22 protein-coding genes and 1 pseudogene are annotated in these 22,367 nt (G+C 63.8%); 7 read left to right on the forward strand and 16 right to left on the reverse strand.

All coding sequences use genetic code 11. The annotated features are described in order from the left end of the window. Positions 1 to 16 precede the first annotated feature (16 nt). From B3361_RS20075 to B3361_RS20095, 5 genes are all read right to left on the reverse strand, one after another. Positions 17 to 640 carry a DUF4136 domain-containing protein gene (locus B3361_RS20075; RefSeq protein WP_054904340.1) on the reverse strand — a complete coding sequence of 208 codons (624 nt, stop codon included), beginning with the start codon at positions 638 to 640 and terminating at the stop codon, positions 17 to 19. 21 nt (positions 641 to 661) lie between these two features. Then, positions 662 to 1,411 (reverse strand): methyltransferase domain-containing protein, encoded by a 750-nt coding sequence (locus B3361_RS20080; protein WP_054904339.1) that lies wholly within the window; start codon positions 1,409 to 1,411, stop codon positions 662 to 664. Then, on the reverse strand, positions 1,408 to 1,713 hold the full coding sequence (locus B3361_RS20085; protein WP_009685784.1) for a MazG-like family protein: 306 nt from the start codon (positions 1,711 to 1,713) through the stop codon (positions 1,408 to 1,410). Before B3361_RS20085 ends, B3361_RS20080 begins: the two co-directional genes overlap by 4 nt. Before the next feature lie 91 nt (positions 1,714 to 1,804). Further along, positions 1,805 to 2,656: a MaoC family dehydratase gene (locus B3361_RS20090; protein ID WP_054904338.1), complete on the reverse strand. Its 852-nt coding sequence runs from the start codon at positions 2,654 to 2,656 to the stop codon at positions 1,805 to 1,807. Between the two features lie 2 nt (positions 2,657 to 2,658). Continuing rightward, entirely contained in the window at positions 2,659 to 4,011 is a 1,353-nt protein-coding gene (locus tag B3361_RS20095; RefSeq protein WP_054904337.1) for a 3-oxoacyl-ACP reductase, read from the reverse strand. A gap of 119 nt (positions 4,012 to 4,130) precedes the next feature. Between B3361_RS20095 and B3361_RS20100 the strand changes: the two genes are divergently transcribed. Then, complete coding sequence (locus B3361_RS20100) at positions 4,131 to 5,408, forward strand: acetyl-CoA C-acetyltransferase (RefSeq protein WP_054904336.1); 1,278 nt, start codon at positions 4,131 to 4,133, stop codon at positions 5,406 to 5,408. A 108-nt stretch (positions 5,409 to 5,516) separates the two neighbouring features. Continuing rightward, the gene (locus B3361_RS20105; protein ID WP_009685789.1) at positions 5,517 to 6,296 is read left to right on the forward strand and encodes an AraC family transcriptional regulator; all 780 of its coding nucleotides are present in this window, start codon (positions 5,517 to 5,519) and stop codon (positions 6,294 to 6,296) included. A 73-nt stretch (positions 6,297 to 6,369) separates the two neighbouring features. Here the strand turns inward: B3361_RS20105 and B3361_RS24145 are convergent, their stop codons facing one another. The 5 genes and pseudogenes from B3361_RS24145 to B3361_RS20125 all read right to left on the reverse strand — a co-directional run bounded on the left by B3361_RS24145 (position 6,370) and on the right by B3361_RS20125 (position 11,715). After that, positions 6,370 to 7,137, reverse strand: coding sequence for a methyl-accepting chemotaxis protein (locus B3361_RS24145; protein WP_370593767.1), 768 nt, complete (start codon positions 7,135 to 7,137; stop codon positions 6,370 to 6,372). A 90-nt stretch (positions 7,138 to 7,227) separates the two neighbouring features. Further along, positions 7,228 to 8,313, reverse strand: a pseudogene (locus B3361_RS24150) (HAMP domain-containing protein); the annotation flags it as partial. A 156-nt stretch (positions 8,314 to 8,469) separates the two neighbouring features. After that, on the reverse strand, positions 8,470 to 8,880 hold the full coding sequence (gene cueR / locus B3361_RS20115) for a Cu(I)-responsive transcriptional regulator (RefSeq protein WP_009685791.1): 411 nt from the start codon (positions 8,878 to 8,880) through the stop codon (positions 8,470 to 8,472). After that, on the reverse strand, positions 8,877 to 11,276 hold the full coding sequence (locus tag B3361_RS20120) for a heavy metal translocating P-type ATPase (protein WP_054904334.1): 2,400 nt from the start codon (positions 11,274 to 11,276) through the stop codon (positions 8,877 to 8,879). The genes cueR and B3361_RS20120 overlap by 4 nt, the downstream gene beginning before the upstream one ends. A 52-nt stretch (positions 11,277 to 11,328) precedes the next feature. Further along, positions 11,329 to 11,715 carry a hypothetical protein gene (locus B3361_RS20125; protein WP_054904333.1) on the reverse strand — a complete coding sequence of 129 codons (387 nt, stop codon included), beginning with the start codon at positions 11,713 to 11,715 and terminating at the stop codon, positions 11,329 to 11,331. A 144-nt stretch (positions 11,716 to 11,859) separates the two neighbouring features. On the opposite strand from B3361_RS20125, the gene B3361_RS20130 reads away from it, so the two are divergent. Continuing rightward, positions 11,860 to 12,057 (forward strand): heavy-metal-associated domain-containing protein, encoded by a 198-nt coding sequence (locus B3361_RS20130; RefSeq protein WP_054904332.1) that lies wholly within the window; start codon positions 11,860 to 11,862, stop codon positions 12,055 to 12,057. Between the two features lie 154 nt (positions 12,058 to 12,211). Next, positions 12,212 to 13,393 carry a multidrug effflux MFS transporter gene (locus B3361_RS20135; RefSeq protein WP_054904331.1) on the forward strand — a complete coding sequence of 394 codons (1,182 nt, stop codon included), beginning with the start codon at positions 12,212 to 12,214 and terminating at the stop codon, positions 13,391 to 13,393. On the opposite strand, the gene B3361_RS20140 is transcribed toward B3361_RS20135, so the two are convergent. Then, on the reverse strand, positions 13,344 to 13,541 hold the full coding sequence (locus B3361_RS20140; protein ID WP_082414567.1) for a hypothetical protein: 198 nt from the start codon (positions 13,539 to 13,541) through the stop codon (positions 13,344 to 13,346). The two genes, B3361_RS20135 and B3361_RS20140, sit on opposite strands and share 50 nt — an antisense overlap. A gap of 474 nt (positions 13,542 to 14,015) precedes the next feature. Between B3361_RS20140 and B3361_RS20145 the strand changes: the two genes are divergently transcribed. Further along, positions 14,016 to 14,729, forward strand: coding sequence for an ArsR/SmtB family transcription factor (locus B3361_RS20145; protein ID WP_054904330.1), 714 nt, complete (start codon positions 14,016 to 14,018; stop codon positions 14,727 to 14,729). 8 nt (positions 14,730 to 14,737) lie between these two features. Here the strand turns inward: B3361_RS20145 and B3361_RS20150 are convergent, their stop codons facing one another. The 5 genes from B3361_RS20150 to B3361_RS20170 form a co-directional block, all read right to left on the reverse strand. Continuing rightward, positions 14,738 to 15,685, reverse strand: a complete 948-nt coding sequence (locus B3361_RS20150; RefSeq protein ID WP_154211895.1) for an adenosine deaminase — start codon at positions 15,683 to 15,685, stop codon at positions 14,738 to 14,740. A gap of 86 nt (positions 15,686 to 15,771) precedes the next feature. Then, positions 15,772 to 16,458, reverse strand: a complete 687-nt coding sequence (locus B3361_RS20155; RefSeq protein WP_009685800.1) for an SDR family oxidoreductase — start codon at positions 16,456 to 16,458, stop codon at positions 15,772 to 15,774. Between the two features lie 320 nt (positions 16,459 to 16,778). Then, entirely contained in the window at positions 16,779 to 17,363 is a 585-nt protein-coding gene (locus tag B3361_RS20160) for an IMPACT family protein (protein WP_029885178.1), read from the reverse strand. 9 nt (positions 17,364 to 17,372) lie between these two features. Then, on the reverse strand, positions 17,373 to 18,035 hold the full coding sequence (locus B3361_RS20165; RefSeq protein WP_009685802.1) for a TetR/AcrR family transcriptional regulator: 663 nt from the start codon (positions 18,033 to 18,035) through the stop codon (positions 17,373 to 17,375). Between the two features lie 90 nt (positions 18,036 to 18,125). Further along, positions 18,126 to 19,043: a LysR family transcriptional regulator gene (locus B3361_RS20170; RefSeq protein WP_009685803.1), complete on the reverse strand. Its 918-nt coding sequence runs from the start codon at positions 19,041 to 19,043 to the stop codon at positions 18,126 to 18,128. A gap of 118 nt (positions 19,044 to 19,161) precedes the next feature. Here B3361_RS20170 and B3361_RS20175 point away from each other — a divergent pair, with 118 nt between their 5' ends. Together B3361_RS20175 and B3361_RS20180 are read left to right on the forward strand one after the other, a co-directional pair. Then, positions 19,162 to 20,508 carry an aspartate aminotransferase family protein gene (locus tag B3361_RS20175; RefSeq protein WP_009685804.1) on the forward strand — a complete coding sequence of 449 codons (1,347 nt, stop codon included), beginning with the start codon at positions 19,162 to 19,164 and terminating at the stop codon, positions 20,506 to 20,508. Between the two features lie 72 nt (positions 20,509 to 20,580). Further along, positions 20,581 to 22,074 carry a CoA-acylating methylmalonate-semialdehyde dehydrogenase gene (locus B3361_RS20180; RefSeq protein WP_009685805.1) on the forward strand — a complete coding sequence of 498 codons (1,494 nt, stop codon included), beginning with the start codon at positions 20,581 to 20,583 and terminating at the stop codon, positions 22,072 to 22,074. Positions 22,075 to 22,367 lie beyond the last annotated feature (293 nt).

Below are 22,367 nucleotides of genomic sequence, written 5' to 3' on the forward strand. Positions count from 1 at the left end.
GGTTCTCCGTTGGCTATTAACTGGGAGGATAGCCGCTGAGCGCCTTGTGCACAGCATCGCGCACGGCGTTTTCGCGTTCGCGTGGCGAGTCCTTGTCGCTGCCGCTTTCGGCGCTGGCGCTCCATACCGGTTGGCCGGTACGGGCGTCGTAGAGGTCGATGCGCACCACCATCACCTGCACCTCGTAGGTCCGCACCACTGGCACGCTGGCATAGCCGCCGTAGCCATGGCGGTAACCGCCATAGCCCACGCTGCCGTAGGGGTAAGGGTCATAGGTGTCGTAATCGCGCACTTGCCGCAAGCGCCTTTCCAGGCGCATGTCGGCGCTTACCAGCAAGTCGCCGGGGCCGCCCCGCGCCGGGCGCAGGCCATGCTGGTCGAGGGCACCACCAACGGCATCGGCCAGGGGCGCCGGGTCGGCCCCCGCCGAGCCACTGGGCAACCGGCCGTTACGCCAGCTCCAGCTGCGGTAGCGCCCATAGTCCCGTGCCGGTGCCGGGTAGGCGCTGGCATCGAAGATAGCGGCCGCCTGGGCCGGCGCCGGGGGCAACGGCCGGCTGCTGGCAACATACGGATTGGGGCTCTGGCAGCCAGCCAGGGCCAGCGGCAGCAGGGCCAGGTACAACAGACGGTATGGCATGTATTCCTCCCGGCAGGCCGCTCAGCGAGGGCGGCAAACCCAGTGCAGATAGCGCCCGAGCCGGGCGAACCCAGGGTGGCGGCGGTACGCCAGCTCCATCTCCAGCAGGTCGAGCAGTTCGGCCTTGGCCTGGAACTCCTTGGGCATGTAGTCGTGGAACACCCGCACACCGCTTTCACTTTGCACCTGCCACAAGGGTTCAAGGTGCGCCTTGAGCTCGCGTGGATCAAGCGGTTTCTGTGGCGTCAGGCTCTGCTTTTCACCTTCCAGGCGGTTGCTGCGCAGCTTGCGGAAATGGCCTTTGAGCAAGTTGCGATAGACCAGGGCGTCGCGGTTGTAGAACGCCAGCGACAACCAGCCACCCGTGGCGGTGAGCTGGTGCAGCACGGGCAGGATGCTCTCGGGTTCGGCCAGCCATTCCAGCACAGCGTGGCACAGCACCAGGTCGTAGGGCTCGTTCAATTGGCCGAGCAGGTCTTGCCAGGGGGCCTGGACGAAGGTGGCCGTCTGGCCGGCTTCGGCAAAACGGGCCCGGGCGCCGTCGAGCATGGGTGCAGCCGGTTCTGCCAGGGTCACCTGGTGACCACGTTCGGCCAGCCACAAGGCCATGTGACCCAGGCCGGCGCCGATATCCAGAACACGCAACGGGCGATCAGGCAGCGCCTCGGCCAGGTCGGCCTGCAAGACGGCCAGGCGGATCGCGCCCTTGGCGCCGCCGTAGATCTTTTCCGCGAAGCGGGTGGCCAGTTCATCGAAATGACGGTCGTTCATCGAGCGAAACGCCTCTCGCTGTCGGCCAGCTTGGCTCGCACCACCTGGTCCATGTCCAGGCCCAGCTCACTGCACAACAGCAGCAGGTAGAGCACCACGTCACCGACTTCCTGCCCGGCGTGGGCCAATTTGTCGGCAGGCAGCTGGCGCGATTCGTCTTCGCTCAGCCACTGGAAAATCTCGACCAGCTCGGCCATTTCGACGCTGGCGGCCATGGCCAGGTTCTTCGGGCTGTGAAAGCCACGCCAGTCGTTGTTGTCACGGATCTGGTGCAGGCGTTGGGTAAGCTCTTGCAGGTTCATCGGGTTTCTCCAAATGCTGCATAGCTTCTGCCCTGGCCCGATGCAAAGCAAGGGGCCGCCGCGTTGCGGCCCCTGGGCCCGGCAATGAGCTCTAGAGCTGATCCCAGCGGCCGAGCATATGCAGTATGCCCCCATGCCCATCCAGCCGCAGCACCCCTGCAGGCCCCGCCTCGCTGGCACTGAGCACCACTTCGGAGGGCAACCTGACCGGCTTGCGGAAAGCCACCTCAAAGGCATAGCCGCTGTGCGGCAGGTGCCCGCGCAATGCGGCCAGTGCCATGGCCTTTGTCCACATGCCATGGGCAATGGCCGTGGGAAAGCCGAACAACCGTGCACTCACCGCACTCAGGTGGATAGGGTTGTAGTCCCCGCACACCTTGGCATAACGCCGACCGATGTCACTGTCGGCATACCAGCGGGTGGCCTCGGGCAAGCAGGGCGGTTCGTCGTCGGCACGCCCGCCGGCCTGGCCATCCAGCTTCAGCCCACGTACCAGCATGCGGCTTGTTTCACGCCAGAGCACGCCGATGCCATCTTCGGCTTCGGTGACCAGGTCGAAGGTGCCACCTTTGTCATGCGCCTGCAGGTTGTGCGCATACACCGCAAAGCGCAGCCCTTCGATAGCGCCCAGTGGCCGCAGCACTTCGATGCGATTTTGCAGGTGCACCAGCCCCAGCAGCGGGAAGGGAAAGTCACGGGCGGTCATCAGCTGCAATTGCAGCGCAAAAGCCATGACGTGTGGATAAGTAGCCGGCAGGCGGCCATCGTCGGGGAAGTTGCAAAGCCGCCGATAGGCGTCCAGGTTGGCCGGCTCAACCTGGATGAAACAGCGCAGGCCATCGTCGGGCAGGTGCTCACCGCTGATCGTGCGCTTGCTGGCGGCACGCAGGTACAGGCTGGGGCGGGCAGCCGGGCTATGCAGGTCGTGCCATTGTCGGCTCATGGTCAGGCCCCCATCAGTGCCTGGCCGCAAACACGCAGCACCTGGCCGTTGACCGCCCCCGAGCCCGGCTGGCTGAGCCAGGCAATGGCCTCGGCCACGTCCTGCGGGCGACCGCCCTGGCCCAGCGAACTCAAGCGTCGCCCGGCTTCGCGCAGGCCCATGGGCATGGTTGCGGTCATGTGGGTTTCGATGAAGCCGGGGGCTACGGCGTTGATGCTCGCGCCCCGCTCGGCGAGCCTCGGCGCCCAGGCCTGGGCCAGGCCGATCAGCCCGGCCTTGCTGGCGGCATAGTTGGCCTGGCCGCGGTTGCCGGCAATGCCGCTGACCGAGGCTAGCAAGGTTATGCGCGCATGTTCACCCAACGCGCCACCGTCAAACAGCGCCTGGGTCAGCACCTGTGGCGCCTGCAGGTTGACCGCGAGCACGGCGTCCCAATAGTCCGGGGTCATGTTGGCCAGGGTCTTGTCGCGCGTGATGCCAGCATTGTGCACAACGATGTCTATGGTGTCGGGCAGGGCAGCCAGCAGTTGTGAGGCGGCATCGCTGGCGCAGATGTCCAGCGCCAGGGCCTTGCCGCCAAGCCGGGCAGCGAGCGCATCGAGTTCTCGGCTGGCCTGTGGCACATCCAGCAGCAGAACGTCGGCACCGTCACGTGCCAAGGTTTGCGCAATGGCCGCACCGATACCGCGCGCGGCGCCGGTAACCAGTGCACGGCGGCCAGCCAACGGGCGGGTCCAGTCCTCGACCTGGCTGGCGCAGGCTCCAAGGCGCAGCACCTGGCCGGAGATGAACGCGCTCTTGGGCGAGAGGAAGAAGCGCAAGGCACCTTCCAGTTGGTCTTCAGCGCCGGGGCCGACGTACAGCAATTGAGCGGTTGCGCCATTGCGCAGTTCCTTGGCCAGCGAGCGGCTGAAGCCCTCCAGGGCGCGCTGGGCGATACTGGCCTGCGGGTTGTCGAGGCTTTCCGGTGGCCGGCCCAGCAGCACGACGTGGGCGCACGGGCCCAGGCTGCGCAGCAGCGGCTGGAAAAATTCGCGCAACTGCTTCAGCTCATCGCTGTCGGACAAGTGACTGGCGTCGAACACCACGGCTTTGATTTTCGGCCCCAGGCCAGCGACCCAAGGCTCGCCCTGCAGGTGGTCGGCATTGAAACGGTATACGTTATCGGTAAGGCGCGCGGCGAAGGCTTCGACCTGGCCTGCCAGGGGGCCGCCGCCCAACACCAGCGCCCCCTCCACCGGGCGCAGGCGGCCAGCCTGCCAGCGCTCCAGAGGCGCAGGGCGTGGCAGGCCCAAGGCATCCACCAGGCGGCGGCCAAGGTTGGAGTTGGCAAAACCGAGGTAGCGATCGCTCATGAGTAGGTCTCCGCAAAGGCAAGCTTGAAAGTGTGGACCAAGTTTGTGGCATGGTCGTTCGACCATGGGTAAGAACACCCAGGCAGTACGGTTCAATTTGTTTCAGGAGGAACAGGCATATGCGTTCACTTCGCCGGGTCGCGATCTTGGGCGGCAACCGAATTCCCTTTGCCCGCTCCAATGGGGCCTACGCCACCGCCAGCAACCAGGCGATGCTGACCGCGGCCCTCGAAGGGCTGATCGAGCGCTATCGCCTGCATGGGCTGCGCTTGGGTGAGGTGGTCGCTGGCGCGGTGCTCAAGCAGTCGCGCGACATGAACCTGACCCGCGAATGTGTGCTGGGCTCGCGGCTTTCGCCGCAAACCCCTGCCTACGACCTGCAGCAAGCTTGCGGCACCGGCCTGGAGGCGGCGCTGCTGGTGGCCAACAAGATTGCGCTGGGGCAGATCGACAGCGGCATCGCCGGTGGCGTGGACACCACGTCGGATGCGCCGATTGCGGTCAACGAAGGCCTGCGTCATATCCTGCTGCAGGCCAACCGTGGCAAAAACCTGGGCGAACGGCTCAAGCCTTTTCTGCAGTTGCGCCCGCACCATCTGCGCCCTGAGTTGCCACGCAACGGCGAGCCGCGCACCGGGTTGTCGATGGGCGAGCATTGCGAACGCATGGCCCAGGCCTGGAAGATTGACCGTGCCGCCCAGGACGAGTTGGCGTTGCTCAGCCACCAGCGGCTGGCGGCTGCCTATGCCGAAGGTTGGCACGATGACCTGCTGACACCATTTCTGTCGCTGATGCGCGACAACAACCTGCGCGCGGACCTGACACTGGAGCAGTTGGCCAAGCTCAAGCCGGCCTTCGACCGCAGTGGCCAGGGTACGTTGACGGCAGGCAATTCCACGCCCTTGACCGATGGTGCGTCGCTGGTGCTGCTGGCCAGTGAAGAGTGGGCCGCGCAACAGGGGTTACCGGTGCTGGCCTACCTGGTCGATGGTGAAACCGCAGCAGTGGACTTCGTCACTGGCCGCGAGGGGCTGCTGATGGCACCGGCGTATGCAGTGCCACGCTTGCTGGCCCGCAATGGCCTGACGTTGCAGGACTTTGACTACTACGAAATCCACGAAGCCTTTGCGGCCCAGGTGCTGTGTACGCTCAAGGCCTGGGAAGACGCTGGGTACTGCCGTGAGCGGCTGGGGCTGGATGCACCGTTGGGGGCCATCGACCGCAGCAAGCTCAACGTCAAGGGCAGTTCGCTGGCTGCCGGGCACCCGTTTGCCGCGACCGGCGGGCGAATACTGGCCAACCTGGCGAAATTGCTGGCAACGGCAGGGAAGGGGCGCGGCTTGATTTCCATTTGTGCGGCGGGCGGGCAAGGGGTCACGGTCATCGTCGAGCGGTGAAGAACCGCCGTCTGTTTGGCAGGCATGCCCGCGAAGCAGGTGGCAGATATCCCGCAGGCGTCGACCGTAACTGTTAGGCTTGTCTGGTCAGCACTAACAGAAGCCGCCATGCCGATCATCGGACAGCCCCGTCCCATTCCTGAACTCAAGCAGTTGCCCAGGCCACTGTACGCACGTGCCGAAAGCCTGGGCGCCGGTTCCTGGACCACACGCCACCAGCACGACTGGGTACAGTTTTCCTACGCTATCAGCGGCGTGCTGGGTGTTTACACCGACGCAGGCAGTTACTTTGCGCCACCGCAGTGGGGGGTGTGGATCCCGGCTGACGCCGAGCATGCGGTGGTGACCTCGATGCAGGCCGAAATGCGCAGCCTGTATGTACGCCGGGACGCCTGCCCCTGGGCTGCCCCGCAGTGTCGGGTATTGGAGGTGACGCCGCTGGCGCGTGAGTTGATCAAGCAGTTCTGCCTGTACCCAGCCGATTACCCTGAGGGCGATAGTGCGCAGGCGCGGCTGGTGGCGGTGCTGCTCGACCAGTTACGAACCCTGCCGGAGGTCGGCTTTTCCTTGCCGTTGCCGCGCCACCCAGGTTTGCTGGCGCTGTGCAATGGCTTGATCGCAGCGCCGGACCAGGCGCAGACCTTGCAGCAATGGGCGCGGCAACTGGGGTGTTCCGAAAAAACGCTGATGCGCCTGTTCCAGCGTGAAACCGGCTTGAGCTTTCGCAACTGGCGCCAGCGCATGCGCTTGCTGTCGTCGCTGGCCTTGCTGGAGGCGGGGGAGAGCGTGACCGAGGCGGCGCTGGGTTGTGGGTATGATTCCACATCCGCGTACATTGCGGCGTTCAAGCAGCTGTTTGGGGCAACGCCGGGGGAGTTGAGGCTCTGACCAGGGGTTGCCGGTGCTGGCCTATGTGTAGCTGAAGCCGCCCCGGTACGGGGCGGCCTGCACCGGCGCCTTGTCAGGTGCGGAACCTGCGCACCAGTACGTCCAGTTCATTGGACAACCCGGCCAGGCTTTCCGAATCCTGGCGTGCTGCCTGGGCCAACTCGGCCACCAACTGCGCATCCCCATGAATCTGGCTGATGTGGCGGTTGATATCTTCGGCTACCTGGTGCTGTTCCTCGGCTGCGGTTGCAATCTGCGTGTTCATGTCACGGATCACGTCCACCGACTCGCGGATCTGCCCGAAACTGTCGCGGGCCAGGCCGATACGGCTGACCGACTGCTGCGAAACTTCCAGGCTGGCGTGCATCTGTGCAGCCACCTCGGAGGTGCGGTTGGCCAGGTTGCCCAGCAAACCGTCGATTTCTGCGGTGGAGTCGGCCGTGCGCTTGGCCAGCGCCCGCACTTCATCGGCTACCACGGCAAAGCCACGGCCTTGCTCGCCGGCCCGCGCGGCCTCGATGGCGGCGTTCAGGGCCAGCAGGTTGGTCTGCTCGGCAATCGAGCGAATGGTGCCGAGGATCGACTGGATGGCATTGCTGTCACGCTCCAGTTGCTGGATCGACTGCGCCGACTGCTCGATTTCCTGGCTCAGGCGGTCAACGCTGTGGACCGCCGCATCGATCTGCTGCTGACCTTCACGGGCCTGTTGCTGGCCGCTGTCCGCAGACTGGGCCGCCTGGCTGCACGAGCGCGCCACTTCGTTGGCGGTGGCAACCATCTCGTGGAAGGCGGTGGACACCATGTCCACGGCCTCGCGCTGGCGGCCGGCCGCTTCGGCCATGTTGCTGGACACCTGGGTCGAGCTGTGCGAGGTGCTGAGGATCTTGCTGGCCGCCGCACCGATATGCTGGATCAGGCTGCGAATGGCACCGAGGAACTGGTTGAACCAGTTGGCCAGCTGGGCGGTTTCGTCGCGGCCTCGAATTTCCAGGCTGCGGGTCAGGTCGCCCTCACCCTGGGCAATGTCTTCCAGCCCGTTGGTGACGCTGTTGATCGGGCGCACGATCAGTTTGGCGAAGGCGGCGCCGACCACGGCGAACAGGGCGGCCAGGACCAAGGCGACCACGCCGATCAGCCAGGTCAGGCGGGTAGTGGTCTGCATCACTTCGCCTTGCTCGATCAGGCCGATGAAGGTCCAGCCCAGGCGCTCGTCGGGGTAGACGTTGGCCATGTAGCGCACACCATTGAGCTCGACTTCGACCAGGCCCTTGCCGGCCTTGGCCAACTCGGCATAGCCGTCGCCAAAACTGGCCAGTTGCTTGAAGTTGTGGCTGGCGTCGCGTGGGTCGACCATCACGTTGCCATTGCTTTCCACCAGCATCAGGAAGCCGCTCTCGCCCAGCTTGATCTGCTTGACGATCTCGGTCAGGCCTTTGAGCGAAACGTCGATGTTGACCACACCGCCGGCGTTGCCCAACTGGTTGGCTACCGTGCGCACGGTACTGATGAGCACCGCGTCATCGGCAGCCCAGTAATAGGCGCCGGTGCGCACGGTCTTGCCCGGGTTGGCCATGGCCAATTGGTACCACGGCCGTGTGCGTGGGTCGTAGTTGACGAACTTCTGCCCGGCTGGCCAGCCGATGTAACCGCCGTCATTGACGCCGTAGGACACGTAGGCATAGTTGGGGTGCGAATCTGCCAGGCGGGTGAAGAAGTCCAGCACTTGCTTGTCCTGATCGCCCAGCTCGTAGGACGGGTTGGCACTCAGGAACTTGTTCAGGTTGCTGCCTGTGGCGGCCACCATCGGTTGCGCGGCCAGGTACTCGACGTTCTGGTTGATGCCCTGGAAGAAGATGTTCATCGCGTTGCTGACCTGGCGGATTTCCCGGCTGCTGCCGTCAAGGAATCCATCGCGGGCTTCGCCACGCAGGTTAAGGACCACCAGGGTGGCCACCAGCACGATGGGCAAACCGGCGATGACCGCGAATGCCCAGGTCAGTTTCTGTTTGATGCTCATCGACGCTCCCGGAATTGTTGTAGTCGACACACGAGGCAGGTAACCAGTGCATCGGCAGCAGCCGGGTTTTATGTAGCCGAAGCGCCCGTATTTATTGGATAAAGTCGTGATTGGTGACTATTCGGTCGTGTATGGACGCTTTTGGCATACCAAGCGCTAGTGGCAGCAGTTGCCAGCGGTGCCATTGGCCAGGTCGCTGAGGATCGGGCAGTCCGGGCGGTCGTCCCCTTGGCAGTGGGATACCAGCTCGCCAAGGGTGTTGCGCAGGCTGACCAGTTCCTCGATGCGCCGGTTCAGTTCATCGATATGCTGCATCGCCAATGCCTTCACATCGGCGCTGGCCCGCTGGCGGTCTTGCCACAGCGTCAGCAGCTTGCCCACTTCTTCCAGGGAAAACCCCAGGTCGCGGGAGCGCTTGATGAACGCCAGGCTGTGCAAGTCCTCGTCCCGGTACAGGCGGTAGCCATTGTCGCTGCGCGTGGCCGGCTTGAGCAGGCCGATGGATTCGTAGTAACGGATCATCTTGGTGCTGAGCCCGCTGCGGCGGGCGGCCTGGCCAATGTTCATTTTGCCTCCTGGGGGGCGCGGGCGGGTTTCCAGGCTTTCAGCCACAGCGCGTTGCTGACCACGCTGACGCTGGACAAGGCCATGGCGGCGCCCGCCAGTACCGGGTTGAGGTAGCCCAGTGCAGCCAGCGGGATACCGATCAGGTTGTAGATGAATGCCCAGAACAGGTTCTGGCGGATCTTGGCGTAGGTCTTGCGGCTGATTTCCAGGGCAGCGGGCACCAGCCGCGGGTCGCCGCGCATCAAGGTGATGCCGGCTGCCTGCATCGCCACGTCGGTGCCACCCCCCATGGCGATGCCGATGTCGGCGGCGGCCAACGCCGGCGCGTCGTTTATGCCGTCGCCGACCATGGCGACCACGCCAGCCTGCTTGAGGGCCGCCACAGTTGCGGCCTTGTCGGCCGGCAGCACTTCTGCGTGCACATCGTCGATGCCCAAGGCTTCGGCGACCACCTTGGCGCTACCCCGGTTATCGCCAGTCAGCAGATGGCTGCTGATGTGCTGCGCATGCAGGGTGTCGATGGCCTCGGCGGCCCCGGGCTTGAGGCTGTCACCAAAGGCGAACAGGCCCAGCACCTGTGTTTGCTGACCGCGTTCGATCAGCCACGACAGGGTACGCCCCTCGGCTTCCCAGGCGTGTGCCTTGTCGGCCAGGCCGCCGGGCTGCAGCCCGCTTTCATCGAGCAGGCGGCGGTTGCCCAGTGCCAGCTCACGGCCTTCGACACGCCCGGCAATGCCGCGCCCGGTGAGCGACTGGCTGTCGCTGACGCTGGGTACCTGCAGGCCTTGCTCGGTGCAGGCCTGCAGCACCGCCTTGGCCAACGGGTGTTCACTCCCCCGTTGCAGGGCGCCGGCCAGGCGATGCAGGCTGGCGCTGTCGCCGACCAGGGCCTTGCTGTGGACTACCCGCGGGCTGCCCGAGGTCAGGGTACCGGTCTTGTCGAACACCACACGGTTCACCGCATGCGCGCGCTCCAGCGCCTCAGCATCCTTGATGAGGATGCCGTGGCGGGCGGCGACGCCGGTACCGGCCATGATCGCTGCGGGTGTGGCCAGGCCAAGGGCGCAAGGGCAGGCGATGACCAGCACGGCCACGGCGTTGATCAGGGCGGTTTCCAGCGCCGCGCCAGCCAGCCACCAGCCGAGCAGGGTCAGCAGCGCCAGTACCAGCACGGCGGGGACGAATACCTGGCTGACCCGGTCGACCAGCTTCTGGATCGGCGCCTTGGCGGCCTGCGCGTCTTCCACCAGGCGGATGATGCGCGCCAGCACGGTCTCGGTGCCCAGGGCTTCGGTACGTACCAGCAACCGGCCTTCGCCATTGATGGCGCCACCGGTGACGCTGTCGCCGGGTTGTTTGGGCACTGGCAGGCTCTCGCCGCTGATCAGGGCTTCATCGGCATGGCTGCTGCCATCCTCGACCACGCCATCGACCGGAAAGCGCTCGCCGGGCTTGACCAGCACCAGGTCGCCCAGGCGCAGCTGGGCGATCGCCACATCTTCTTCCCGGTCGCCAACCACGCGCACTGCGCGCTCCGGGCGCAGTGCCTCGAGCGCGCGAATGGCGCTGGCGGTCTGGCGTTTGGCACGGCTTTCCAGGTACTTGCCCAGCAGCACCAGGGCGATTACCACCGCCGAGGCCTCGAAGTACAGGTGCGGGGCCATGCCGGCGGGGGCCTGGGCCCATTCGTAGAGGCTCAGGCCGTAACCGGCGCTGGTCCCCAGGGCAACCAGCAGGTCCATGTTGCCGGCGCCGGCACGCACGGCTTTCCAGGCGGCGATATAAAAGCGGGCGCCGAGAATGAACTGCACAGGGGTGGCCAGCAGGAATTGCGCCCAGGCGGGCAGCATCCAGTGCAGGCCGAATGGCTGTACCAGCATGGGCAGCACCAATGGCAGCGCCAGCAGCAATGCTGCTGCCACTGCCAGGCGTTCGTTACGCAGGCGGCGCTGGGCGGCGGCCTGCTCGTCTTTGGCGGCTTGCGGCACACTGGCGCTGTAGCCGGCCTTGTGTACCGTTTCGATCAGCAGGTTGTCATCGAGGGCGGCCAGCACTTCAAGGTGGGCACGTTCATTGGCCAGGTTGACACTCACCCGCTCCACCCCGGGCACTTTGCCAAGGGCCCGCTCCACGCGGCCCACGCAACTGGCGCAGGTCATGCCGCCGATCTGCAGTTCCAGCGTGCGCGTGGGCACGCCGTAGCCGGCTTCGCGTACCGCATCGACCAAGGCTGGCAGGCGGTCGGCCGGGGCCTGGACACGGGCTTTTTCAGTGGTGAGGTTGACGCTGACGTGTTCAGCGCCGCTGACCTTGCGCAATGCGCGCTCGACCCGGCCAGCACAGCTGGCACAGGTCATGCCGGAGATCGGCAGGTCATAGGTGGTGGATGCGGGCATGGCTCTCCTCCTTGGACAGGGCTCCAGCATCAACCTTGCCATGCGGGGAAGGTCAATAGCCTAGATCGGCGCGCTTCAATTCCAGCCCATATCGACCCATGGTGATGCGATATTTGTTGATCTGGCCCGCCTGCAGGTTCAAACGTGTGCTGCGTTGGTCCTCGATGCCTGGCGCGCAACCCGGGGTTTGCCCAGGCAACCGGCGCAGGCGCACATCGACCGGGCCAGGCGGCAGGTTGAACGAGGTGGACTGCTCCTGAAACACCCGCCCGGAAAGCTGATCATTGAGGTACACCCCGATTTCACAGCTGGTAGCCACTTCCAGGCGCTCCCGGGAAATGATCAGTACGCTGTAGGCCGAGTTGTCCTCTGCGCTGGCCGGTGGCACCACAGCCAGTGCGCTGACCAACCCGACGACGCCCAATGCTGCCCTGAACATGAAAAATCTCCTGCTTGGCTGATCGTCAAAGGCGCAGCTTGGCCGACGCGCGTGCGGATTTCCACCCCAGCTGTTCCACACGGCACTTGACCTTGCCCTGATGGCAAGCTTGAAACTCGTGGAAAACCTGAAGGAGGCAACCCTATGCAAGTGTTCAATGTACAAGGCATGACCTGTGGCCACTGTGTAAAGGCCGTGACGCGGGCAGTGCAGCAGCTGGATGCGTCCGCCAAGGTAGAAGTCGACCTGGCGGCCAAGCAGGTGCGGGTGCAGAGTGAGTTGGTGCAGGAGCAGGTTCTGTCGGCCATCCGCGAGGAAGGGTATCAGGCTGAGGTGGGGTAACAGGTGTCGACCCGGGTTTTGGGTTGAGGCTTTGACGGTGGTGCCGCTGTGCGGCCCATCGCGACAGGGCCTAGGTTTGTTGCAAATGTTTTCACATTCCTAGGGGCGACAGCAGGTAGAATCATCTACTTGCTTAGCCTGCTATGGATTCCTGATGAACCTGCGAATGGTGCTCATCCTGGGCGCACTCAGTGCGTTCGGGCCCTTGGCGATCGACTTCTACCTGCCGGCCTTCCCGGCCATGGCGCAGGCGTTCGCCACCGACGAAAAACACGTCCAGGCCACATTGGCCGCCTATTTCCTTGGCTTGTCCATCGGCCAGTTGGCTTACGGCCCAGTGGCTGACCGTTTTGGCCGGCGCAAACCGCTGATGTTTGGCGTGACCGTGTTCACCCTGGCGTCGCTGGCCTGTGCCTATGCCCCCAACCTCGACACCCTGGTGCTGGCACGCTTCGTCCAGGCCCTTGGCGGTTGTGCGGGCATGGTGCTGTCGCGGGCCATCGTCAGCGACAAGTGCGACCCGGTCGCCTCGGCCAAGGTGTTCTCGCAGTTGATGCTGGTCATGGGCCTGGCCCCGATCCTGGCGCCGATGCTGGGTGGGGTGCTGGTGAATGTGGCCGGCTGGCAATCGATTTTCCTTACCCTGGGCCTGTTCAGTGCCGCTTGCCTGTTGGCGGTAAGCCTGGGGTTGCCGGAGAGCATGCCTGAGGACATGCCGCGCCAGCCCTTGTCCGGCGCTTTGCGCCAGTACCTGCGCCTGCTGGCAGACCGGGTGTTCCTCGGCCATGCGGTGACGGGCGGTATCGCCATTGCCGGCATGTTCGCCTACATCGCCGGCTCACCTTTCGTGTTCATCAAGCTGTACGGCGTGCCAGCCGAGCACTATGGCTGGCTGTTTGGTGCCAACGCAGCGGGCTTTATCCTGGTGGCGCAGGTGAACGCCCGCTTGCTGGCCAAGCGTGGGCCGGCCTTCCTGCTGGCCCGTGCCGTGTGGCTGTACCTGGGGGCCGGGCTGGCGCTGCTCGGGGTGGCGGCGTTGCGGCCGACCGCGTTGTGGCCGCTGCTGGTGCCGTTGTTCATCTGCATTGCCAGCCTCGGTTGCATCATCCCCAATGCCTCGGCTTGCGCCATGAGCGGCCAGGGCGCGCGTGCCGGCAGTGCCTCGGCGCTGATGGGCTGTGTCCAGTTCAGCGTGGCGGCGGGCGCAGCGGCGCTGGTGGGGCTGCTGCACGATGGCAGTGCCGTGCCGATGGCCCTGGTGATCTGCCTTTGCGGTGTATTGGCAGTCAGTGCCGCGGTACTGACCCGCCGTTTGCAGGCCAGGGTTCGCACTTGAGCGGGTGCGGGGCGCGCAGGCGGGTTTCCAGCGTGGCGACAAAGGCCCGTGCCTCGGCCTCGCTGCGGAACCCGACCACATGCTGATCGAGCTGGACCTGCCAGGGGCAGGCGGGGTTTCGGCGTGAAGCGCTGACGACAATTTTCATCGCGGCTTACCTCCAGAAGGGAGCGGCATCAGTTTAGCGCTGCTGTTCTCGTCTGCCATGCGCTGGGTCAGTGTCCTGACTGGCGGTGCCTGATTGTGTGTTTGCCGGTTGCGCTGCAATGCCTGCAAGGCCGGGAAACGTTCGCTTTAGTTTGCGCTACTTGTAGTACCTGGCTGTCGGCTACGTCCGAACGTGCCGAAGGTTTTTTTCCTGCTGAGTTAACAAGCCCCCTGTCTCAACGGGCCGAAAACGCCTACGCGCAGGGTTTTCGCCGGTCGCGTCGGTCCTGTTCCCGCCTTGCAATGGGTAGGTATACCCAGTGGCTTTTTTACGAGGACTGGGCGGTGTGGGGCTGCCAGATTGGGCATTTCTGCGGCTTATACTGGCGATCCAGGCCAGTGCCAGCGAGAGGTGCTTCCCTGCCAGGGTTGGCCATCGCATCCACACAGTGAACTTGCAGGGAGTTACAGGGACATGAACGCAGTCAGCAGTATCAGCCAGATCGCCAGCCTGATGGCAGACCCCAAGCGCAGTGCCATGTTGTGGGCATTGATCGACGGTACGCCGCGCCTGGCCAACGAGCTTGCGATGATGACCGGCCTGACCTCGTCGTCGGCTTGCGCGCACTTGTCGTTGCTGTCATCGGCTGGGCTGCTGAGGCATGAAGCCCGTGGCCGCAAACGCTATTTTCGCCTGGCTACCCCGCAGGTCGGGGCGGCGGTAGAGGCGCTGGCCAGCGTGCAACTGGAAAGCGCCAGGGGGGAGCGGGCCAAGGCGCCGATGTCACCGCTGCCCATGTCGCTGCGCCGGGCGCGTCGCTGTGGGGATCACCTGGGGGGCGAGCTGGCCAGTGAGCTATACCACCGCATGGTGGTCGCGGGCTGGCTGGAAGGCAGTGGCCGCCTGTTGATGGTCAGCGATGAAGGGCGGGCGCAGCTGGCCCTGGTAGGGGTGTACATCGATGCCTTGGCGCCGCACCAGCAGCGCGGCTGCGTGATCTGCCGCTGTACCGAGTGGAACGACCAGGCGCCGCACCTGGGGGGCGTGTTGGGCCAGGCCCTGTTCAGGCTGTTCCTGCAATCTGGCTGGATGCGCGAGGCCGAGGACACGCGGGCATTGCATATCTCGGCGCTGGGCATCCAGCAGATCAACCGCATAGCCCGCGTTGCCACCTTGCAGGTGGGTTGAGCCGCGCGTCAGGCAAGCCTGGCGTCCAGGCTGTTCTGGGCCAGGCGGCGGGCCTGGTCTTCGGTCATGCCCAGGTGAGTGTGCAGGGCGTGGAAGTTTTCCGTGACGTAGCCGCCGAAGTACGCCGGGTCGTCCGAGTTCACCGTGACTTTCACGCCACGCTCGAGCATGTCGAGGATGTTGTGCTGGCTCATGTGGTCGAACACGCAGAGCTTGATGTTGGACAGCGGGCACACGGTCAACGGGATCTGTTCGTCGATGATGCGCTGCATCAGCCGCTCGTCTTCGATGGCGCGTACGCCGTGGTCGATTCGCTTGATCTGCAGCAGGTCCAGCGCCTCCCAGATGTACTCGGGCGGGCCTTCTTCGCCAGCGTGGGCGACGGCAACCAGGCCTTCGCTCCGCGCGCGGTCGAATACACGCTGGAACTTGCTGGGTGGGTGGCCCATTTCCGAGCTGTCCAGGCCAACGGCAATGAACGCATCGCGGAAGGGCAGCGCCTGGTCGAGGGTTTTTTGCGCCTCCTCTTCACTCAGGTGGCGCAGGAAGCTCAGGATAAGGCCACTGCTGATGCCCAACTGCTCGCGGCCATCCTTGAGCGCCTGGTTGATACCGTTGAGCACCACTTCAAAGGGGATACCCCGGTCGGTGTGGGTTTGCGGGTCGTAGAACGGCTCGGTATGGATCACGTTCTGCGCCTTGCAGCGCTGCAGGTAGGCCCAGGTCAGGTCATAGAAGTCCTGCTCTGTGCGCAATACATCGGCGCCCTGGTAATACAGGTCCAGGAACTCCTGGAGGTTGTTGAAGGCATAGGCCCCGCGCAGGGTTTCCACATCGGCCCATGGCAGGGCGATCTTGTTGCGCTCGGCCAGGGCGAACAGCAGCTCAGGCTCCAGCGAGCCTTCGAGGTGCAGGTGCAGCTCCGCCTTGGGCAGGGCGTTCAACCAGTCATACATAAGGGCATATCTCGATCAGGTACGGTTGCCGGCATTCTACAGGGGCTGGCCGGGTATTGCGCCCGGCCGGGCTGCGACCTGATGAATCACCAGGTCAGGGTTTCGCCTTTGTAATTGATGAAGCGCAGGCCGCCTGTACCGCTTTGCGCCTTGATTTGTTCAAGCATGCCGCGGGTGCTGGTGAGCACGTCGATCTCTGCGTGCTCGCCACCCATGTCGGTCTTCACCCAGCCAGGGTGCATGGCCAGAACGCACAGGTCGGGGCGTTGTTGTTCGACGACGAAGCTGTTGATCATCGAATTCAACGCCGCCTTGCTGGCTTTGTACAAGCAGAGTTCGCCGCCGTCGGGGACAGTGACGCTGCCCAGGACCGAACTCATGAAGGCCAGCACGCCACTGCCGTTGCGAACTTGGCCGACCAGACGGCGGGCGACGCGAATCGGGGCCACGGCATTGGTCATGAACAGGTCGCCGATGGCGTCTTTGTGCACGCTTTCAAGGTCTTGCGGCAGTGGGCCCATGACCCCGGCGTTGACGAATACCAGGTCGAATACCTGGCCTTGCAGGCGTTGCTTCAGGCCATCGAGCTGGGCGGTGTCGTTCATTTCCAGTTGCTCGATGTGCACACCAGGCACAGCTGCCAGGGCTCCGGGCTGCTGAGGGTTGCGGACGGTGGCGGTAATGCTCCAGCCGTCTTCCTGCAGGCGTTGCACCAGGCCCAGGCCGAGCCCGCGCGAGGCGCCGATGATAAGTGCGTGCTTTGCGTCAGCCATGGGGCGCTCCTTGTTGGTTTTTCGGATGGAGGTGGTTAAAAAATGTGCAGCAGCGGTAAACCCCGTGCCGCTGGGGGCTTTGCACGGTGGCGCACGGGTTATCCACAGGCTGCTCCACAGTTAATGTGTGAAACACGGGCTGACCCTGCCGGTTGTGGCGGGTGTGAGGCTGGGGATAACCTGAATTCATTCAATGCCTTGAACCTGCCGATAGTGCCGATCAAATAATGATCAAAGCGCTACAGGCCATGCCTGCTCTGGCTTGCAGCATGATGCCCCAAGCTTATCCACAGGCACGCCCACAGCAGTTGTGGGCAGATTCAGCGCGCTTGCAGCAGTATACGCCCGCGGCTAAGGTCGGCCAGTTGCTGCTGCAACGCTGCGAGGTGGGCTTCACCCAGAGCGATCAACAGGTCCACGCCATTGGCTGTGAACTGCTCGTCGAGCACCAGCCCATCGACCTCGGCCAGGCGCAGTTTTACCAGTGCCAGTTCGCTGAAGCTGCAACTGCAGGCGAACTCGCTGCGCTGCACCAGCAGCCGCTTGGGGGCCTGTTGCAGGCATTTGTTGGCGCCCCCACCGTAGGCCCTGGCCAGGCCGCCCGTACCCAGCTGGATACCACCGTACCAGCGAATCACCAGGACCACGACCTGATCGCAGTCCTGCGCCTCGATCGCGGCCAGGATGGGCCGCCCGGCAGTGCCACCGGGTTCGCCGTCGTCGCTGCTGCGGTACTGCGCGCCGAGCTTCCAGGCCCAGCAGTTATGGGTGGCGGCCAGGTCGCTGTGGCGTTCGATGAAGCTCATCGCTTCGGCGGCACTGGTGATCGGCCCGGCCAGGGTGATGAAGCGGCTTTTACGGATTTCCTCGCGGTATTCGCAGAGGTCGAGCAGGGTAGAGGGCATAAATGTGGGTCAGGCAGCCGGCTTGATGCCGCAGCCCTTGAGAATGATGTGGATAAGGTTGTTGCTCGCTTCTTCCATGTCTTGCTTGGTCAGGCGGCTACGGCCGGTAACCTGGCAGATCTGGGTGGCGAAATCGGCATAGTGCTGGGTGCTGCCCCATAGCAGGAATATCAGATGCACGGGGTCTACCCGGTCCATCTTGCCGGCATCCATCCACGCCTCGAATACGGCGGCGCGGCCACGGAACCATTCGCGGTAGTCGGCACTGAAGTACTCGGTCAGGCAGGTGCCGCCGCTGATCACTTCCATGGCGAAAATACGCGATGCCTGGGGGTTGCGCCGCGAGAACTCCATCTTGGTGCGAATGTACTGGCTCAGTGCTGCACCGGGGTCGTCCTCGACGCTCAGGGCGTTGAAGGTGCTGTCCCACAGCTCGATGATGTTGCTGAGCACGGCAATGTAGAGGCCCAGCTTGTTGGTGAAGTAATAATGCAGGTTGGCCTTGGGCAAGCCTGCCTTCAGCGCAATGGTGTTCATGCTGGTGCCCTTGAAGCCATGGCGGGCAAACTCGTCTTCGGCGGCCTGGATAATGGCCTGTTCGTTCTTCTGGCGGATGCGGCCCGCGGGCTTGCCCGAGGCGGATAGGCGATGCGCAGGGACTTCTAGGGTCATGGACGATTCCGTACGGGTCAGTGGCTGCGGCTGTCGGACAAGATTACCTGCCTGTGCCAAGGTGACAAGCGTTTGCGGCAGAGACAGGCATCAGCGTGTCGCAGCCAGGCTGTCGAGAAAGCTTTCCAGGACCAGGTTGGGTCGCCTGCCTTTGCGTGTCACCCAGCTCAGGCTCAGGTCGTAGAAGCGCTCGCGCGGTTTGAGTGCCCGCAAGCGGCCCTGCTGGACCCAGAACGTGGCGTAGTGGTCGGGCAGGTAACCGATGTAGCGCCCGGTAAGGATGAGAAACGCCATGCCCTCCCGGTCCGAAGCACTGGCCGTGCAGTGCAGCGCCTGGTAATGCGCCTGGATTTCGGCCGGCAGGCGGAACGTGGGGGTGATGGCTTCCTGGCTGTTGAGGCGCTCGTCGTCGATCTGCTGGTCGTCGGCATAGAACAGCGGGTGACCGACCGCGCAGTACAGCAAGGAACGCTCGCTGTACAACGGTTGATATTCCAGGCCCGAAAGCGGGCTGGTCTGTGGCACCACGCCTACATGCAGGCTGCCGTCGAGCACGCCGTGTTCGACCTGGCTGGGCGCGATCATGCGGATCTGGATGCGCACATCGGGGCCACGGTCCTTGAGTTCGGCCAGGGCATGGGTGATGCGCATGTGCGGCAGGGTGACCAGGTTATCGGTCAGGCCGATGTTCAGCTCGCCGCGCAGATGCTGGTGCAGTCCATTGACCTCGGTACGGAAGCTTTCCAGTGCGCTGAGCAGTTGCAGGGCCGAATGATAGACCTCGCGGCCTTCCTCGGTCAGCGAGAAACCGGCGCGGCCGCGCTGGCACAGGCGCAGCCCCAGGCGTTGCTCGAGGTCGTTCATTTGCTGGCTGATGGCCGAGCGGCCGATGCCCAGCACGTTCTCGGCGGCCGAAAAACCACCGCATTCGACTACGCTGCGGTAGATCTTCAGCAGGCGGATGTCGAAGTCGCTGACCTGCGCAAGTGGATCGGGGCGTCGGCTCATTAGTTTAGTAGCGGCCTGTGTGAAGATTAGAAATGTAGGCTTTTTCAGACTCTATCCGCGTGCCAACTTAGCTGCAACCACCTCCATCGTTGCCTGATCGTCTTTCGAGGAACCGCCGATGAACATGCCTGAAACCGCCCCCGTGGGTATCGCCAGCCAGCTCAAGCTTGACGCCCACTGGATGCCGTACACGGCCAACCGCAACTTCCAGCGCGACCCGCGCCTGATCGTGGCGGCCGATGGCAACCACCTGGTCGATGACCAGGGGCGCAGGATCTTTGACGCGCTTTCCGGCCTGTGGACCTGCGGCGCCGGGCACACCCGCAAGGAAATCACCGACGCGGTGACCCGCCAGTTGGGCACGCTCGATTACTCCCCGGCGTTCCAGTTCGGCCACCCATTGTCGTTCCAGCTGGCGGAAAAGATCGCCGACCTGGTGCCAGGTAACCTGAACCACGTCTTCTATACCAACTCGGGCTCCGAGTGCGCCGACACGGCGCTGAAGATGGTGCGGGCCTACTGGCGCCTGAAAGGCCAGGCGACCAAGACCAAGATCATCGGCCGTGCCCGTGGCTACCACGGCGTGAACATCGCCGGCACCAGCCTGGGTGGGGTCAATGGCAACCGCAAGATGTTCGGCCAACTGCTGGATGTCGACCACCTGCCTCATACCGTATTGCCGGTGAACGCGTTCTCCAAAGGCATGCCCGAAGAGGGTGGCATCGCCCTTGCCGAAGAAATGCTCAAACTGATCGAGCTGCACGACGCGTCCAATATCGCCGCGGTGATCGTCGAGCCCATGGCCGGTTCCGCCGGTGTGCTGCCGCCGCCGAAGGGTTACCTCAAGCGCCTGCGTGAAATCTGCACCCAGCACAACATTCTGCTGATCTTCGACGAAGTGATTACCGGCTTCGGCCGCATGGGCGCCATGACCGGCTCGCAGGCCTTTGGCGTAACCCCGGACCTGATGTGCATCGCCAAGCAGGTGACCAACGGCGCCATTCCGATGGGCGCGGTGATTGCCAGCAGCGAGATCTACCAGACCTTCATGGACCAGCCAACGCCAGAGTACGCCGTGGAGTTCCCGCACGGTTATACCTACTCGGCCCACCCGGTGGCCTGTGCCGCAGGTATCGCTGCCTTGGACCTGCTGCAGAAGGAAAACCTGGTGCAGGCCTCCGCCGAGCTGGCACCGCACTTCGAAAAGCTGCTGCACGGCGTGAAGGGCACCAAGAACGTCGTCGATATCCGTAACTATGGCCTGGCTGGCGCGATCCAGATCGCCGCCCGTGACGGTGACGCCATTGTTCGCCCTTACGAAGCGGCGATGAAACTGTGGCGCGCGGGCTTCTATGTACGCTTTGGTGGCGACACCTTGCAGTTCGGTCCAACCTTCAACACCCAGCCGCATGAACTGGACCGCCTGTTCGACGCTGTCGGCGAAACCCTGAACCTGATCGACTGATCTTTCTGATTTTGCTGCGCGGCGCGTGCGCAGACGCGCGCCGGCCTCTACCTTCTTCATCTGGAGTTTTGCATGAGCATTGTTCAGCACCTGATTCACGGCGAGCTGGTTACCAAGGGTGAGCGCACCGCCGATGTCTTCAACCCATCCACCGGCCAGGCCGTGCGCAAAGTCGAGCTGGCCAGCCGCGCGACCGTGCAGGAAGCAATCGATTCGGCCAAGGCGGCGTTCCCAGCTTGGCGCAATACGCCACCGGCCAAGCGGGCTCAGGTGATGTTCCGCTTCAAGCAACTGCTGGAGCAGAATGAAGCGCGCATTTCGCAAATGATCAGCGAAGAGCATGGCAAGACGCTGGAAGACGCCGCTGGCGAACTGAAGCGTGGTATCGAGAACGTCGAGTTTGCCTGCGCCGCGCCTGAGGTGCTCAAAGGCGAGTACAGCCGCAACGTGGGCCCGAACATCGATGCCTGGTCTGATTTCCAGCCTTTGGGTGTGGTTGCCGGTATTACGCCGTTCAACTTCCCGGCCATGGTGCCGCTGTGGATGTACCCGCTGGCGATTGCCTGTGGTAACGCCTTCATTCTCAAGCCGTCCGAACGTGACCCTAGCTCAACCCTGTTCATCGCCCAGTTGCTGCTGGAGGCCGGTCTGCCGAAGGGCATCCTCAACGTGGTGCACGGTGACAAGGAAGCGGTGGATGCGTTGATCGAAGCGCCGGAAGTAAAAGCGCTCAGTTTTGTGGGCTCTACGCCGATTGCCGAGTACATCTATGCCGAGGGCACCAAGCGCGGCAAGCGTGTGCAAGCCCTGGGTGGTGCCAAGAACCATGCGGTACTGATGCCGGACGCCGACCTGGATAACGCGGTCAGCGCACTGATGGGGGCGGCCTACGGTTCGTGTGGCGAGCGCTGCATGGCCATTTCGGTGGCGGTGTGCGTGGGTGACCAGGTGGCTGATGCGCTGATCGCCAAGCTGCAACCGCAGATCAAAGCCTTGAAGATCGGTGCAGGCACCTCGTGCGGTCTGGACATGGGGCCATTGGTCACTGCCGCTGCGCGTGACAAGGTGGTGGGCTACATCGATGAGGGCGTTGCAGCGGGGGCCGAGCTGGTGGTGGATGGCCGTGGCTTCCGAGTGGCCGGGAATGAAGATGGCTACTTCGTGGGCGGTACCTTGTTCGACAAGGTCACGCCAGAGATGCGTATCTATAAAGAAGAGATTTTCGGCCCGGTATTGTGCGTCGTGCGGGTCAACAGCCTGGAACAGGCCATGCAACTGATCAACGATCATGAATATGGCAACGGCACGTGCATCTTCACCCGTGACGGTGAGGCCGCGCGTTTGTTCTGCGACGAAATCGAAGTGGGCATGGTGGGGGTCAACGTTCCGCTGCCGGTGCCGGTGGCGTATCACAGCTTTGGTGGCTGGAAACGTTCGTTGTTCGGTGACCTGCATGCGTACGGGCCGGACGGGGTGCGCTTCTATACCCGTCGCAAGGCAATTACCCAGCGTTGGCCGCAGCGGGCCAGCCATGAAGCATCGCAGTTTGCGTTCCCAAGCTTGTAAGGGGTGAGGGGGAGCGGGGAGGCCGGTAGGCCTCCCCGTTTTGCTTTTTAGGGTTTTCTTGAAATTAAAGGTTGACGCCCTCTCGAATCCCCTTATAATGCGCCCCACTTCCAGCGACAACGGAACGACAAACTCCTTGAAATTCAATGAGTTAATCGATTCGGAAGGCGCTGTAAGGGCTACGATCGAATGATCGAATGCGGTTGAGATGATGGTTGACAGCGCTTCTAAACGCTGTATGATTCGCCTCCCGCTACGAGAGATCGCGGCGAGTCAAGTGTTTGAAGCTAAAC

The sequence above is a fragment of the Pseudomonas sp. UBA6699 genome (assembly GCF_002454615.1).
In the GTDB taxonomy this organism is placed as follows: Bacteria; Pseudomonadota; Gammaproteobacteria; order Pseudomonadales; family Pseudomonadaceae; genus Aquipseudomonas; species Aquipseudomonas juntendi.